This window comes from Brevundimonas sp. AVps4 (assembly GCF_058681525.1).
Genome location: NZ_CM178741.1, coordinates 2,937,098 through 2,951,644, shown reverse-complemented (window position 1 = coordinate 2,951,644; position 14,547 = coordinate 2,937,098). Strand labels below are relative to the sequence as shown.

At 69.8% G+C, this 14,547-nt stretch carries 16 protein-coding genes; 12 read left to right on the top strand and 4 right to left on the bottom strand.

Going from position 1 to position 14,547, the window contains the following annotated elements; all coding sequences use genetic code 11:
- Positions 1-12: 12 nt before the first annotated feature.
- Entirely contained in the window at positions 13-1,788 is a 1,776-nt protein-coding gene (locus tag ACW178_RS14675; RefSeq protein ID WP_191558285.1) for an SLC13 family permease, read from the top strand.
- Positions 1,789-1,832: 44 nt separating this feature from the next.
- Here ACW178_RS14675 and ACW178_RS14670 read toward each other — a convergent pair whose 3' ends face one another.
- On the bottom strand, positions 1,833-2,144 hold the full coding sequence (locus ACW178_RS14670) for a hypothetical protein (RefSeq protein WP_191558284.1): 312 nt from the start codon (positions 2,142-2,144) through the stop codon (positions 1,833-1,835).
- A gap of 162 nt (positions 2,145-2,306) precedes the next feature.
- On the opposite strand from ACW178_RS14670, the gene ACW178_RS14665 reads away from it, so the two are divergent.
- Both ACW178_RS14665 and ACW178_RS14660 read left to right on the top strand, forming a co-directional pair.
- Complete coding sequence (locus ACW178_RS14665; protein ID WP_287103814.1) at positions 2,307-3,389, top strand: bifunctional transcriptional activator/DNA repair enzyme AdaA; 1,083 nt, start codon at positions 2,307-2,309, stop codon at positions 3,387-3,389.
- Positions 3,382-3,921, top strand: coding sequence for a methylated-DNA--[protein]-cysteine S-methyltransferase (locus ACW178_RS14660; protein WP_492024705.1), 540 nt, complete (start codon positions 3,382-3,384; stop codon positions 3,919-3,921). Before ACW178_RS14665 ends, ACW178_RS14660 begins: the two co-directional genes overlap by 8 nt.
- On the opposite strand, the gene ACW178_RS14655 is transcribed toward ACW178_RS14660, so the two are convergent.
- Together ACW178_RS14655 and ilvA are read right to left on the bottom strand one after the other, a co-directional pair.
- Positions 3,908-4,606 carry a LamG-like jellyroll fold domain-containing protein gene (locus tag ACW178_RS14655; protein ID WP_152950889.1) on the bottom strand — a complete coding sequence of 233 codons (699 nt, stop codon included), beginning with the start codon at positions 4,604-4,606 and terminating at the stop codon, positions 3,908-3,910. The two genes, ACW178_RS14660 and ACW178_RS14655, sit on opposite strands and share 14 nt — an antisense overlap.
- 22 nt (positions 4,607-4,628) lie before the next feature.
- Positions 4,629-6,188 carry a threonine ammonia-lyase, biosynthetic gene (gene ilvA, locus ACW178_RS14650; RefSeq protein WP_492024704.1) on the bottom strand — a complete coding sequence of 520 codons (1,560 nt, stop codon included), beginning with the start codon at positions 6,186-6,188 and terminating at the stop codon, positions 4,629-4,631.
- Positions 6,189-6,459: 271 nt separating this feature from the next.
- Between ilvA and ACW178_RS14645 the strand changes: the two genes are divergently transcribed.
- The 7 genes from ACW178_RS14645 to ACW178_RS14615 all read left to right on the top strand — a co-directional run bounded on the left by ACW178_RS14645 (position 6,460) and on the right by ACW178_RS14615 (position 12,126).
- The gene (locus ACW178_RS14645; RefSeq protein WP_287105651.1) at positions 6,460-7,164 is read left to right on the top strand and encodes a hypothetical protein; all 705 of its coding nucleotides are present in this window, start codon (positions 6,460-6,462) and stop codon (positions 7,162-7,164) included.
- On the top strand, positions 7,157-7,366 hold the full coding sequence (locus tag ACW178_RS14640; RefSeq protein ID WP_152950884.1) for a helix-turn-helix transcriptional regulator: 210 nt from the start codon (positions 7,157-7,159) through the stop codon (positions 7,364-7,366). Before ACW178_RS14645 ends, ACW178_RS14640 begins: the two co-directional genes overlap by 8 nt.
- Before the next feature lie 85 nt (positions 7,367-7,451).
- Positions 7,452-8,531, top strand: coding sequence for a quinolinate synthase NadA (gene nadA / locus ACW178_RS14635; RefSeq protein ID WP_287105652.1), 1,080 nt, complete (start codon positions 7,452-7,454; stop codon positions 8,529-8,531).
- 56 nt (positions 8,532-8,587) lie between these two features.
- Entirely contained in the window at positions 8,588-9,448 is an 861-nt protein-coding gene (locus ACW178_RS14630; protein ID WP_054766547.1) for a metalloprotease, read from the top strand.
- Positions 9,445-10,956 (top strand): L-aspartate oxidase, encoded by a 1,512-nt coding sequence (locus tag ACW178_RS14625; protein WP_287103740.1) that lies wholly within the window; start codon positions 9,445-9,447, stop codon positions 10,954-10,956. Before ACW178_RS14630 ends, ACW178_RS14625 begins: the two co-directional genes overlap by 4 nt.
- Positions 10,957-10,964: 8 nt before the next feature.
- Positions 10,965-11,849, top strand: a complete 885-nt coding sequence (gene nadC / locus ACW178_RS14620) for a carboxylating nicotinate-nucleotide diphosphorylase (RefSeq protein ID WP_492024703.1) — start codon at positions 10,965-10,967, stop codon at positions 11,847-11,849.
- Between the two features lie 73 nt (positions 11,850-11,922).
- Positions 11,923-12,126 (top strand): hypothetical protein, encoded by a 204-nt coding sequence (locus tag ACW178_RS14615; protein WP_191554439.1) that lies wholly within the window; start codon positions 11,923-11,925, stop codon positions 12,124-12,126.
- A 13-nt stretch (positions 12,127-12,139) separates the two neighbouring features.
- On the opposite strand, the gene ACW178_RS14610 is transcribed toward ACW178_RS14615, so the two are convergent.
- On the bottom strand, positions 12,140-13,309 hold the full coding sequence (locus tag ACW178_RS14610) for a cell wall hydrolase (RefSeq protein ID WP_224762064.1): 1,170 nt from the start codon (positions 13,307-13,309) through the stop codon (positions 12,140-12,142).
- Between the two features lie 447 nt (positions 13,310-13,756).
- Here ACW178_RS14610 and ACW178_RS14605 point away from each other — a divergent pair, with 447 nt between their 5' ends.
- Positions 13,757-13,942 (top strand): hypothetical protein, encoded by a 186-nt coding sequence (locus ACW178_RS14605; RefSeq protein ID WP_182713242.1) that lies wholly within the window; start codon positions 13,757-13,759, stop codon positions 13,940-13,942.
- A 237-nt stretch (positions 13,943-14,179) separates the two neighbouring features.
- Positions 14,180-14,536, top strand: coding sequence for a DUF6481 family protein (locus tag ACW178_RS14600; RefSeq protein ID WP_054766543.1), 357 nt, complete (start codon positions 14,180-14,182; stop codon positions 14,534-14,536).
- Positions 14,537-14,547 lie beyond the last annotated feature (11 nt).

The following is a 14,547-nucleotide window of genomic DNA, read 5'->3' as shown; positions in this document are numbered from 1 at the left end:
CGGGGCTTAAGCGTGACGTTACAACAGGGTTTGGCCTTCGGCCTGGTGGGGCTGACGGTCGCAGCCTTCATCTGGGGAAGGTTCCGCTATGATCTGGTCGCCTTGGCGGCCTTGGTCGCGGGGCTGGCGATCGGGGTCATTCCGGCGGACGCGGCCTTCGAAGGCTTTTCCAACGACGTCACGGTGATCATCGCCTGCGCCCTGGTGGTCTCGGCCGCCTTCGCCAAGTCGGGCATCGTCGAAATGGCCCTGAAGCGGATCATGCCGTATCTGAAGACCGAACGGTCTCAGGCGCCGGTGCTGACGGCGGCCGTGACCCTGCTGTCCATGGTCACCAAGAACGTCGGCGCCCTGGCCATCATGATGCCGGTGGCGTTGCAGGTCAGCCGACGCACCGGGACCAAACAGTCGCGCCTGCTGATGCCCATGGCCTTCGGCGCCATGGCGGGGGGAATGGTCACCCTGGTGGGCACCGCCCCCAACATCCTGGTCGCCGAGGTGCGCGAGACCATGACCGGCGAGCCGTTTCGCATGTTCGACTATGCGCCCGTCGGCCTGATCCTGACGGCGGCGGCCCTGGTGTTTCTGGCCTTCGGCTACAGGCTGCTGCCCAAGGACCGGACCGGGACCATCGGCCTGTCGGCGGCCCTGTCGGCCAACGCCTATCTGACCGAGGCCCGCGTTCCCGAGGATTGGCTGATGGAGCCGCGACCGATCAACGCTCTGAAGGCCCTCGCTGTGGACGACATCCAGGTCATGGCCCTGATCCGCGACGGCAAGCGCAAGACGCGCCCGCGCGGCAACACCATCGTCCGCCCCGGCGACACCCTGTTGATCAAGGGCGATCAGGAGGCGCTGGAGGGGTTCATCGACGCCGCCAAGCTGAAGCTGGTGCGCGGCGACCGGCCGGTGTTGCTGGAGGAGGCCAAGGACGAGGTCAGTCTGGCCGAGGCGGTGATCGGGGCGGATTCGAAGCTGGTGGGGCAGTCGGTGCGGTCGCTGGATCTGTACGGTCAGCACGGGCTGAATCTGCTGGGCGTGTCGCGCAGCGGCTATGAGCTGACCCAGCATCTGCGGACGGCCAAGCTCCAGGCCGGAGACGTCCTTTTGCTCCAGGGGTCGGAATCGGGCCTGCCCGGAAAACTGGCGGACCTGGGCCTGCTGCCGTTGGCCGAACGGGAGATGCGCCTGGGCGGACAGAGGCGAAAATTCCTGCCCGCCCTGGTCCTGACGGCGGCGATGGTGATGGTGGGCTTCGGCCTGATCCCGGTCTCCATCGCCTTCTTCGGCGCGGCGGTGATCATCGTGGCCCTGGGCGGTCTGAAGATGCGCGAAGCCTATGCGGCGCTGGACGGACCGCTGCTGGTGCTGATCGCCGCCCTGATCCCCGTCTCGGACGCGATCCAGCAGACGGGCGGAGCCGATCTGATCGCCGGCGGACTGCGGTCGGTGTTCCAGGGCATTCCGCCCGTGATCGCGGTGGGTGGAATGATGTTTGCGGCCATGGCGGTGACGCCCTTCCTGAACAACGCCGCGACGGTTTTGGTGGTGGCGCCCATCGCCGCGACGCTGGCCCAGCAGCTGGGCTACCGCCCCGACCCCTTCCTGATGGCCGTGGCCGTGGGGGCGGCGTGCGACTTCCTGACCCCCATCGGACACCAGTGCAACACCCTGGTCATGGGGCCGGGCGGCTACAAGTTCTCGGACTATCCCAAGCTGGGGGCGCCGCTCAGCCTGCTGGTGCTGATCATCGGTCCGCCGGCCATTCTGCTGTTCTGGCCTATGTAGGTCCGCAGAAAGGCGACCGGTCCGGCCGGTCGCCTCCTCCGCAGTCAGGCCGAGCGGGGGGGCGAAGCCGGCGTGCAGGCCAGGCGGCCGTCGTCATTGCGGATCGCCGCGCCCCGGCAGCTGCGGACGCTCAGGGTCGACGAAACGGACTGACCGTTCCTGGCGATGCAGCGGGCGCGCAGCCGATCGCCGTTCAGAGTGATCCCCCGGCAGGTCTCACGATAGGCGCCGACCGGCAGGGCGCGGCCGGAGGCGGCGGGTTCCGGGCTGACCCTGTCCTGGGCGGCGGCGGTGAAGGCGATGAGGACGGCGCCGGCCCCCAGGGCGGCGAGTGTGGAAAAAGGTAGGCGAACCAAGGCGTGACTCCCATTGTTTTATAACTGCGCCTCTGCGTGCGCAGGTGAGAGGTTATGTCGCATGGGGTCTCAGCGAAACCCCCGTTCTCGGATGGAATTCTCACGCTCATCCATGGCCGAAAACCGCGAGACAGGGGCGGCTGAAACGCCCATTCTGCGCCGATGGAACAGACCCTGGATGCGGAAGCCTGCTGGCGGGCGCTGAGCGCGCGCGACGCCCGGTTCGACGGGCGGTTCTTCACGGGGGTCACCTCGACCGGCATCTACTGTCGGCCGGTCTGTCCGGCGCGGACGCCGCGGCGAGAGAATGTGGTGTTCCACCCGACTGCGGCCTCGGCCGAGGCGGCGGGGTTTCGGGCCTGTCTGCGCTGTCGGCCCGAGACGGCGCCGGAGATGGGCGCCTGGCGCGGCACGTCCAACACCGTCAGCCGCGCCCTGGCCCTGATCGAGGCGGGCGCGCTGGACGACGGGGACGCCGAGGCCCTGGCCGAGCGGCTGGGGGTGGGGGAGCGGCACCTGCGGCGGCTGTTTCGCCAGCATCTGGGCGCCGCCCCCGTCAGCGTGGCCCAGACCCGGCGGGTGCTTCTGGCCAAACAGCTGATCCATGAGACCGAACTGACCATGGCCGAGGTGGCGATGGCGTCCGGCTTCGGCAGCGTGCGCCGGTTCAATGAAACCTTCCAGGCCCTGTACGGGCGCCCGCCCTCGGCCCTGCGGCGGCGCAAGGCGGCGGAGGAGGGCGGCGGGCGCGTGACCCTGAACCTGGCCTATCGCCCGCCCTATGACTGGGACTTCGTGTCGGCGGCCTTGGCGGCGCGTGGGGCGGCCGATGAAACCACGGGGGACGGCGCCTGGACGCGGCGGCTGCGCAAGTCGGTGGATGGGACCGAGGGCGCAGTGACGGTGCGCCCCGGCGCGCTGGGCAAGGCTGTGGTCGAGGCCCGCATCGACGAGCTGAAGGCCCTGCCCGGCGTCCTGGCCCGGGTGCGGCGCGTGTTCGACCTGGCGGCCGATCCGGAGGCGATCACGCGCGACCTGTCCGCTGACCCCGAACTGGCGCCGGTCCTGGCCGCGCGGCCGGGTCTGCGCCCCGTCGGCGACTGGATCGACGACGGAGAGGACGCGCCCAGCGACCGGCTGACCGGCGTCGACGCCGCCCTGACGGCGCGGGCCGAGCGGTGGCGGCCGTGGCGCGCCTATGGGGCCCTGTATTGGAACATGATCAAGGAGATGAGCCATGACTGAACCCGCGACGGCGGCCTCGGACCTGACGCTGGATCGGTTCGCTTCGCCTCTGGGCGAGATTCTGGTGGTGACGGACGCGGACGGGGCGGTGCGGGCCCTGGACTTTCACGACTATGAAGACCGGATGCGGCGGCTGCTGCACCGCCATTACGGGCCGGTCGCCCTGAGGACGGGACGAGCGGAGGGGGTGCGGCGGGCGGCCGACGCCTGGTTCGCCGGCGAACTGAGCGCCTTCGAGGGATTGAAGGTGCGGACCGGCGGCGGGGCCTTCCAAAGATCGGTCTGGGCGGCGCTGCGCACCATTCCGGCGGGCGAGACCTGGACCTATGGCCGGCTGGCGGCGGCGGTCGGATCGCCCAAGGCGGCGCGGGCCGCGGGGCTGGCCAACGGCGCCAATCCGGTGGCGATCATCGTGCCGTGCCACCGGGTGATCGGCGCGAACGGCGCCCTGACCGGCTATGCCGGCGGGGTGGAGCGCAAACGCTGGCTTCTGGCGCATGAGCGGGGCGCCGACCGGTTCAGCGTGGCGTGAACCGGTCCGGCGCCAAGGCGGCGGGGGTGAAGCGGGCCTGACGCACCGCCCCGTTGAAATAGTTCAGCCGATTGATCCGGCAGCCGACGGAGGCCCGTCCCGGACCCTGGGGCTTGAAGGCGATCGGATGTTCGCCCTGCAAAACGCCGTCGACATAGGACCGGTACATCGTTCCGTCGAAGGTCTGGGCCACATGGAACCACTGTCCGCAGGGGTACAGCCGCTCCGGGAAGATCAGGGTGTGGTTGTAGCCGGGGCCGCGGGTGAAGGCGTCCAGGTACCAGCGGTCGCGCACGACGCGGATTTCGAACAGGAAGCGGGTCTGGGACGGGGGCTGGCCCGCCGGCGCCTCTTCCGCCAGATGGAACCACCGCTGTTCGAAGGCGCCGCCGTCGGGACGGAACAGGGCCTCGAAGGTGAAGGTCTCGGCTCCGGCCAGCGGATGGCTGTCGATGAACAAGGCGTCGTCCACGCCGTCGAACCGCACAGCCCGGCCATAGGGGCTGTCGATCAGGGCCGGCGCACCCTCCACCGTCGTCCGCTCGCCGCCGATGTCGGCCAGCCGGTCGAAGGTCCAGACCGTCTGCCGGGCCGGCGCCCCCGACAGGGTGGCGCAGCCGCTGAGGGCCAGGGCGCCCGCACCCGACAGGACGGCGCGGCGATGGGGAGGGGCGGGATCGGACATGGCGACCGTCTTCCCCTCTGGGTCAGGTCCCGTCAAGGAAGAGGCGGCAGGCGGGGTTGGTGGTTTCGTCGACGTAGGGGTAGCCCAGGTCGGCGAGGGCGGCGGTCAGTTGGGCCCGTTCTTCGGGCGGGACGCTGATCCCGGCCAGGACCCGGCCGACGTCGTCGCCGTGGTTTCGATAGTGGAACAGGGTCAGGGCCCAGGCGGGCTGGAGGCTGTTGAGGAAGCGCAAGAAGGCGCCCGGCCGCTCGGGGAACTGGAAGCGCAGGATGCGTTCGTGGGGCAGGCCGGTGGTGCGGCCGCCGACCATGTAGCGGACGTGCAGCTTGGCGGTCTCGTTGTCGCTCATGTCCTCGACCGCATAGCCGCCGGCGCGGAGCCGAGCGATCAGGTCGTCCTTTTCCTGCCCTATCGCCTCGCGCGCGGCGCGCGGCTGGTTGAGGGCGGCGTGCGGACCGTTGTGCAGGGCCACGCCGACGAAGATCTGGGCCTGGCCGTCGCCGGACCAGCGGTAGTTGAACTCGGTGACGGAGCGGCCGTCCAGGCTGTCGAGGAAGCGGCGGTAGTCGTCACGGTCGTCCTTCATGGCCACGGCCAGCAGGGCCTCGGCGCCCTCGCCGATCTCAGCCCGTTCGGCGACATGGCGCAGCCGGTCGAAGTTGACGTTGGCGCCGGAGTTGACGGCGATCAGGGCGCCCGATCCGGGATGGGCGGCGGCCCAGGCCTTGAGCCCCGCAAGCGCCACGGCGCCCGAGGGTTCGGCGACGGCGCGGCTGTCGTCGAAGATGTCCTTGATGGCGGCGCAGATGGCGTCGGTGTCCACCAGGACGATCTCGTCCAGCAGATCCCTGCACAGGCGGAAGGTCTCGGCCCCTGCGCGGCGCACGGCCACCCCGTCGGCGAACAGGCCGACCTCGTTCAGGGTGACGACCTCGCCGGCGTCGACGGCGGCCTTCATCGTGGGGGCGTCGACGGGCTCCACGCCGATGACACGGGTCTCGGGGCGCAGGAATTTGAGGATGGACGCAACGCCGGCGGCCAGCCCTCCGCCGCCGATGGGGACGAAGACGGCCTCTATGGGGTCGGCGTGCTGACGGGCGATCTCCAGCCCCACCGTGCCCTGGCCAGCGATCACGTCGGGATCGTCGAAGGGGTGGATGAAGGCGGCGCCGGTCCGACTCTCCAAATGGCGGGCGTGGGCGTAGGCCTCGTCGAAACTGTCGCCGTGCAGGACCACTTCGCCGCCCAGGGCGCGCACGGCGGCCACCTTGATGCCGGGGGTGGTGGTCGGCATGACGATGGTCGAGGGGATGTTGCGGCGGGCGGCGGCCAGGGCCACCCCTTGCGCGTGATTGCCGGCCGAGGCGCAGATCACACCCTTTGACAGTTCGGCCTGGGACAGGCCGGCGATCTTGTTGTAGGCGCCGCGAATCTTGAACGAAAACACCGGCTGCAGATCTTCGCGCTTCAGCAGGACGGGCCGTTCGAGACGCGCCGAAAGGCGACGCAGCGGATCGAGGGGCGTCTCCTCCGCCACGTCATAGACGCGGGCGGTCAGGATGCGGCGGATGGTGTCTTGCATGGAAATGCCGGGAAGTCGGTATTCTGCGGAATGAAGTCGGCCGTTGTCTAGGCGAACCTGCCGGGTTTGGGAACGGTTCTTGCCGTCTGCGGCGACGGTTATCGGCGCAAGACCAGGTGGCGAGGTGTTGAAATAGCCCGGCGGCGCCCCGGCATCGCGGACGTCAGGCGGCCGAAGCACGCAGAAGGCTTGCGTCGGAGGCGAGCGACCGGGCCGCTTGACGCGCCGAGTAACCCATGGGTTATATGTCACCTGTAGGTGACGCGGGGCCATGATGGACGATCAGGAAAGACGTGAGGTACGGGCGCGAGAGCGGAGGCGCACACAGCGTCTCGCGATCTGCGCGGGCCTGGGCGGAGCTGGACTGGCCCTGCTGGTCATCGGCCTGCTGGTCATGGAGGAGTGGCCGGCGAACCCCGATAAGGGGCGTCTCATCGGCGGCGCGACGATGGCGGCGGGTGTTGCGGCCCTCATTGCGAGCGCCTTCTTCGCGCGGCGTTTCCTGCCGAATGCTGACACCTACAAACTACAGACCGGCTCCGCCTATCGCGACAAGGTTCAACGCCAGCGAGCGCATTCCATGGCCGTCATGCCGATCACCGGCGCCTATCTGACCTTCCTGTCGGTCAAGGCCGGTTGGGGCTTGGCGTCGGGCGCGCCGGGGGGCGTGGATTACCTAATGGTCGTGATGGGGCCCATGATCGGCGGCCTCATGCTGCTGATGGTGGCCGGTTTGGACAATCGGCGCGACAAGCGGATGAAACGACTGCTGGACGACGAACTGACATTGTCGTTCCGGCACAGGGCGCTGGCTACGGCCCTGGGCGTCGCCGCCGTCGGGATGGTCGGCGTTTTTGCGCTGGGGCTTTGGCGACCGGCTGCGGCGGTCGCGGCCTTGCCGGCCCTGCTTTACCTGACCGGCACGGCGGCGGTGGTGCGCTATTGGTGGCTGGACCGCGAGGCCGAGCGTGGCTGAGCCTCGGCTGGCCGTGCGGCTGAAGGAGGTGCGGACGGCCGCCGGTCTGACGCAGCAGGAGCTGGCGGACAGGGCCGGGCTGTCGCGCAAGACGGTGAACACGATTGAAAACCGAGTCTTCACCCCGTCCGTGGTGGTGGCCCTGGCCCTGGCGAAGGCCTTGAATGTCCCGCTGGGCGATCTGTTCGAGCTGATCGACTGAACAATCCGCTTGCGCCCGTCCCCCATCGGCCTACATTGGTTCTGCTTATGCTAACTTTGAGCATAAGGGTCGATAGGAGAGGATCATGGCCGACGGCGCCTTTGGTCTGACGCAGGAACTGGAGCGGGAGACCGCCGGGGTGTGGGCGAAGGTCAAGGACCACGTCACGCCGCTGGAGTGGCCCGAACAGGCCCGGCTGATCAGCGCGATCAATCGGCTGAAGCGCGAGCGCGACGCCGTGATCCTGGCCCACAACTATATGACGCCCGAGATCTTCCATGGGGTCGGCGACTATGTCGGCGACAGCCTGGGCCTGGCCAAGGAGGCCGCGCGGTCGAACGCCAAGGTGATCGTCCAGGCGGGCGTGCACTTCATGGCCGAGACGTCCAAGATCCTGAGTCCGGAGAAGACCGTGCTGATCCCCGACCTGCGGGCGGGATGTTCGCTGGCCTCGTCGATCACGGGGGCGGACGTGCGGCTGATCAAGCAGCGCTATCCGGGCCTGCCGGTCATCACCTATGTGAACACCACGGCCGAGGTGAAGGCCGAGACCGACATCTGCTGCACATCCGCCAACGCCGTTCAGGTGGTGGAATGGGCGGCGAAGGAATGGGGCGTGGACCGGGTCATCCTGATCCCCGACGAATTCCTGGCGCGCAATGTGGCGGCCCAGACGACGGTGGGGATCATCGCCTGGAAGGGGCACTGCGAGGTGCACAAGCGCTTCACCGCCCAGGACATCGCCGACATGCGCGACGCCTGGCCCGACGCCGAGGTTCTGGCCCACCCGGAATGCCCGGAAGAAATATTGGCGGCCTCGGACTTCGCCGGATCGACGGCGGCCATGACCGACTATGTCGAACAGCGCCGGCCCAAGCGGGTGGTGCTGATCACCGAATGTTCGATGGCCTCCAACATCAAGGGCGACGTGCCCAGCGTGGAGTTCGTCGGCCCCTGCAACCTGTGCCCGCACATGAAGCGGATCACGCTTCAGAACATCCACGACTGCCTGCTGAACATGCAGTTCGAAGTGACCGTGCCCGAAGAGATGATCGAACGCGGGCGGATGGCCGTGCAGCGGATGATCGACCTGCCGCCGCCGACGATCCCGGCGCGCTATGACATCGTCAAGGCGCGGCATCACGTCGATGTGGAGCTGATCTGAGCGACGCGGCGATCGGTCCCCTCGTCGGGACAGGGCGCCGCGCCCATCTGGACGCCATGAGCAAGACAGACACACCCGCCCCCGCGCCCGACCGTCCCCTGGGGCCGTGGGACATCAAGCCCGAAGCGGCGGGCGCGCGGCCGGCCCAGACCGAGGCGGTGGCCGAAGAACCGGTCGAGAAGGATCAGAGCCTGGTCTGGGCCGTGCTGTCCACGGCCCTGATGGCGGGCTTCCTGTGGTGGATAACCGGCAGCGTCGTCGTGGCGGGGGCGGTGCTGATCGGCCTGTTCGTGCATGAGGCGGGGCACGCCCTGGCGATGAACCGGCTCGGCATGGGTCCGGCGCGCATCTACATCATTCCCTTCCTGGGCGGACTGGCCAAGGGACGGCGCGCGCCTCGAAGCGAGTGGGACGGAGTGCTGGTGTCGCTGGCCGGGCCGGCCTTCGGTCTTCTGGCCATGATCCCCTTCGTCGCCGTCGGGATGGCGACGGGCCAGGGCGAATGGTTGGCTGGCGCCTTCTTCATCGCCATGCTGAACTTGGTGAACCTGGTTCCCGCTCCGCCGCTGGACGGGTCCAAGGCTCTGGGGCCGGTGCTGACGCGGGTTCATCCGCGGCTTGAGCAGATCGTCCTGCTGGTCATCGGCGTGGCCGTGGTGTGGTGGGGTCTTTCCACGGGCCGGTTCATCCTGGCCGCCTTCCTGGCCCTGTCGGTGTTCAGCCATCTGAAGCGCGGCGTCTGGCGCGCGGCGTGGGGCACGCTGAGCTGGCCCGAGGCGGGCAGGAGCCTGGGGCTTTATCTGCTGACCCTGGCCCTCTGCGCGGCGGCGGCGGTCGGCGCCCTGATGCCCGTGACCGAGGGTGATCCGGCCGGCGCCGTTCGGCTGGGCCTGAACTATCTGGGGATCGGACGATGAGCCGCGTGCGACATGAGGGGCCGGTGATCTTCGGCGCCGGACTGGCGGGGCTGTCGGCCGCGCTGGAGGCCGCGCAGGCTGGGGCGAGGGTTCTGGTCCTGACGCCGGAGCCGCTGCTGAGCGGCTGTTCGTCCGCCTGGGCTCAAGGCGGGATGGCGGCGGCCCTGACGGCTGTGGACTCGGCCGAGCTGCACGCTCGCGACACCGAGGCGGCCGGGGCGGGTCTGGTCGATCCGGGCGCGGCCCAGGCCTTGACCGAGGCCGGGCGCGAAACCGTCGAATGGCTGGCGGCCCTGGGGGCGCCGTTCGACCAGTATGGGGACGGCAGCTTCGTCGTCAGTCTGGAGGCGGCCCATTCCGTGGCGCGCGTGGCGCGGGTCGGCGGCGACGGCGCCGGACGCGCCATTCTGTCGGCCGTTGTCGCAGCCGTGCGGGCCGAGGCCCGGATCGAGGTCTGGGAAGACGCCCGGCTGAAGGGGCTGATGCAGGATGAGACCGGCCGGGTGGTCGGGGCGGTCGCCGCCCGCGGCGAACGGCTGGTCGAGGTTACGGCCTCGGCCGTGGTTCTGGCGACCGGGGGCGCCGGGGGGCTGTTCGCCGCCACCACCACCCCCGCCGCCTTGAAAGGCGAGGGCATGGCCCTGGCGGCGCGGGCGGGGGCGGAGATTCTGGACCCCGAGTTCGTGCAGTTTCACCCGACCGCCATAGACGTCGGCCTCGATCCGGCCCCCCTGGCGACCGAAGCCTTGCGCGGCGAGGGGGCGCGGCTGATCGACGGCGCGGGCGCCTTCCTGCTGGGCGAAGAGGCCGACGCCGATCTGAAGCCCCGCGACGTGGTGGCCCGGGCCGTCCATGCCGCGCGGACCGCAGGCCGGGGCGCCTTTCTGGATGCGCGCACGGCTGTGGGAGAGGGCTTTCCGCACGAGTTTCCGGCCGTCTTCGCCGCATGCATGCGCGCCGGGCTGGACCCGCGCGTCAGCCCCATTCCGGTGATGGCGGCCTGCCACTATCACATGGGCGGGGTCGCCGCCGACGCCGACGGGCGCACGACGGTTCCGGGCCTGTACGCCGTCGGCGAATGCGCGGCGACGGGGGTGCACGGCGCCAATCGCCTGGCGTCCAACTCCCTGCTTGAGGCCGCAGCCTTCGGACGGCGGGCCGGGCGGGCCGCGTCGAGCGAGACGGGGGGCGGACGGCCGGTCCCGACGCCCCTGGCGCCCGATCTGCCCGAGGCGGCCCTGGCCGAGCTGAGGACGGCGATGACGGCCCAGGCGGGGGTGGTGCGCGATGAGGCCGGTCTGACGGCCCTGATCGCCCTGATCGACCGGCTGGAGGCCCTGCACGGGCCGGCGGCCTGTCTTCTGGCGGCGCGGCTGATCGCCCAGGCGGCGCTGGATCGGCACGAGAGCCGGGGTGGCCATTACCGCGCGGATTATCCGCAGACGGCGGCGAACGCTGCGCATACGCGGATCAGACTGGCCGGAGACCTCGCCCTGGCGGCGGAATGACGGCCTCTATGGAGACTCCCCGAGACATGGCCCTGAACCGATCCCTGCCGGAGGTCCTGATCGAACCGGTGGTGCGGATGGCTCTGGCGGAAGACCTGGGGCGGGCGGGCGACGTCACGGCCCTGGCCTGTATTCCCCCAGGGGCGCGCATGAAGGCGGCCTTCACGGCGCGCAAGGCCGGCGTTCTGGCCGGGATTCAGGCCGTGCGGCTGGCCGTGCAGGCGATGGACCCGACGGCCGACGTTGAGCTTCGGCTGGCCGACGGGGCGGCGTTCGAGACGGGGGCCGTGCTGGCGGTGGTCGAGGCCGACGCGCGCGCCTTCCTGTCCGCCGAGCGGACGGCCCTGAACCTGGTCGGACGGCTGAGCGGGGTGGCGACCCTGACGCGGGCCTATGTTCAAGCCGTCGCCGGGACCAGGGCGCGGATCGCCGATACCCGCAAGACGACGCCGGGCCTGCGGGCGCTGGAGAAACATGCGGTGGCCTGCGGCGGCGGGGTGAACCACCGGTTCGGCCTGGATGACGCCATCCTGATCAAGGACAACCACGTCGCCGTCTGCGGCGGGGTGGGCGAGGCCGTGCGGCGCGCCAAGGCCTTCGCCCCTCACCTGATGAAGGTGGAGGTCGAGGTGGATGGGCTGGATCAGCTGAGCGAAGTCCTGGCCCTGATCAATGAGGACCTGGCGCCGGACGTGATCATGCTGGACAATTTCAGCCTGGCGGACCTCAGGCGGGCGGTGGCCTGGACCGGGGGGCGCATCCGGCTGGAGGCGTCGGGCGGGGTGGATTTGACGACGGTGCGGGCGATCGCGGAGACCGGGGTCGATGTGATCTCGGTCGGGGCCCTGACCCATTCGGCGCCCGTGCTGGACATCGGCCTGGACGCCCTGTGAGGCCAGGGGAACAGCCCGCCGCGCGCGACGTTCATACGATGAACCGCGCGAGGAGCGAGCCCAGGAGCGACCGATGTCCCAGACGCCCCAGACGCCCCAGACGCCTCAGGCCCTGCGGGTGCGGCGGGCGCCCGCTCAACCGCTCAGCGTCGGCTACGACCGGCTGAGCGTGATCGGGGTCGGGCGGGAGCAGACCTCAAGCCCGGACAAGCCCGGCCGTCGGTTCGGCGAATTCGATCAGAACCGGACGACACTGGGGCCTTTCGGCCCGGACTGAAGCGCCTTTGCGATCAAACGGGGTTGGAGGCGTCCGCCGTTTCCGTCCTGGCCTCCGCCCGGGGCGCAGCGCCGCGCGGCGCCGAGGCCGCCGTGGGCCGGGCGGCGGGCGGGGGGGAAGCCTGGCCGGACGCCTGGGTGGCGACGGCCGCATCCGCAGGCTTGGCGGCGGGACGGGCGTTCGTCGGCGCAGCCTGGGGCTCGGCGCCGCCCTCCTGGGCCAGGATCAGCGAATAGGCCACGGCCTGTCCGGCCTGGCGGGCCGCTTCGACGGGATTGAGACCCGCCTGGATCAGACGGGGCTGATCGTCGGCCTGAGACGGACGGGCGGCGTAGGTGAAGGCCCCGCCTGAGCCGGCGCGACCGCCGAACCGATAGAAGAGATGGCTGCCCACCTGGTTCACCCGGATCAGGGTGTTGCGCCAGTCGGGCGACACGCCGGTGGTGTGGAAATGGGTGGCGTTGCCGACGCCCGCATAAACCGATCCGGACAGGGCCGAGGAGGCGATGCCGCGCGCTCGGTTCCAGGCGGCCTGATTGATCCGGCCGCGCATCACGCCGTTGCAGGTGAAGGAGAACTGGCAGCCGGTGCGGCGCGCGGCGCCCTGATAGACGACGGCGCAGATGCTCTTGGGGAAGGCGGGGTGGCGGACGCGGTTCAGGACGACCTGGGCCACGGCCCGCATGCCGTCGCGGCCCTCGCCCCGCGCTTCATAATAGACGACCTGGGTCAGGCAATCGAGGTCGCGGCTGGCGTCCAGGGCGTGATCCAGGCGGAAGGGCTTGGCGCCGACGGGGGTGGAGAGATTGGCGTGGCGCAGTTTGGGATCGCGGTTGGCGTCCAACTGATCCAGACGGGCCGCCAGAAGCTCGGCCTGGCGATCGCGCTCGGCGGCGCCGGCGCTGGTGTAGGGATCGTGCCGACGAGCGATCGACAGGGCGCTGGCGTCCAGACCGCCGGCGGCGGCGGACAGGGCTTCTTCGGTGAAGCCGGCGGCGGTGGCGCCCTGGATCCGTTCGGCCTGGGCCCGCAGCGTCGCATTGCGCGCCATGGTCCCGCCCAGATAGGCGCCGCCGATCGCCAGTCCCACCAGACAGCCGAAGGCCGCGGCCGCCGTCACGGGCTTGATCTTCGCCACATGATCGGTGCGGGCGGGGCCGCGCGTCTGCGAGGAATGCGACAACGAGTTCATCCTGTTCAGCAGGGCGAGAAACGCTGCCCCCGGGTCGTATCGCCGGCGGGGCGACCCGAAACGGTCGCCTGTCCGGCCGGCATTCGGCGCGCGGCACATACAGCCCGGGCGTCGAGGACGGGCCTATATAGCGAAGTTTGTGACCTGAATGTGGCTGATTCGCAAGCGGCTGGTTAAGGCGACGAAAGGATTAGGTATTTTTACGATATTGCCCCGGCGGCATGACAATATGGGCCGGATTGCGACAGTGGATAGAGCGAATACTGTATTGGGTTGCACGGCGTCTCGGCTGTAGATTGTCACATTTCCCCGTATCTGCTGAATGGCGCGCGGATTGTGTTGTCCGTTGGTCCGTTTTCCGTATTCGCCAGTTCTGGATTGCGCTGGGAACCTCAAGCGCGGCGCGGCGTTCAAGCGTGACCTTTTTGGAGAGACGCCATGTCGCGCATGATCATCACGACCTGCATCGCCGCCGGCGCCCTGGCGCTGACGGCTTGCGGGACCACTATCGAGCAAAAGGCCGCGAGCGGCGCCGTGGCGGGGGCTGTGGTGGGCGGACCCGTGGGCGCCGCCGTCGGTGGAGCGGCCGGAACCGTCGTCGGCCAGGCGCAGAAGCCCAACTGACGAACCCGCCCTTGCGCCTGCCCCTTGCAAAGGGGCGGGCGCGACCTATCTGCATCACTGGAGCAGGTAAGGGCGCCTCAAGCGCGCCATTTCGTGCGCGCGGCCGATTTCGTGGCGGCGAACCTTGCTTTTGGCCCCTGCATAGGCTTTGTGCGCCCCGCTTCGGGACGCGCCCGTTCTCCGCCGCCCGACCCCCGATGGCCGCTGGCCGATCACAAGGAACCCTGACGCTTTCGCATGAAAGATTTGAAGACCGGATTTACCGACCGCCTGACCGCCCAGCAGGAAGCCAAGAAGGCTCTGCTCGCCAAGTTCAAGCCCAAGCCCGCCGCCCCCGATCCCGAATTCGAGCGCCTGGCTGAGAAGCGCGCCGCCGAAAAGGAAGCCCTGCGCCAGCAGCACGAACTGGCCAAGGCGGAACAGCGCCGCGAGAAGGCCGAGAAGGAGGCTGCGCGTCTGGCCGCCGAAATGGCCGCTCAGGAAGCGATCGAGGCCGAGAAGCGGGCCGACCGCAAGGCGCGCAAGCAACTGACCAAGGAAGAGCAGAAGGCAAGGCGCGACGCGCGCTACGCCGCCCGCAAGGCGCGCCGCTGAGGCGACCTTGG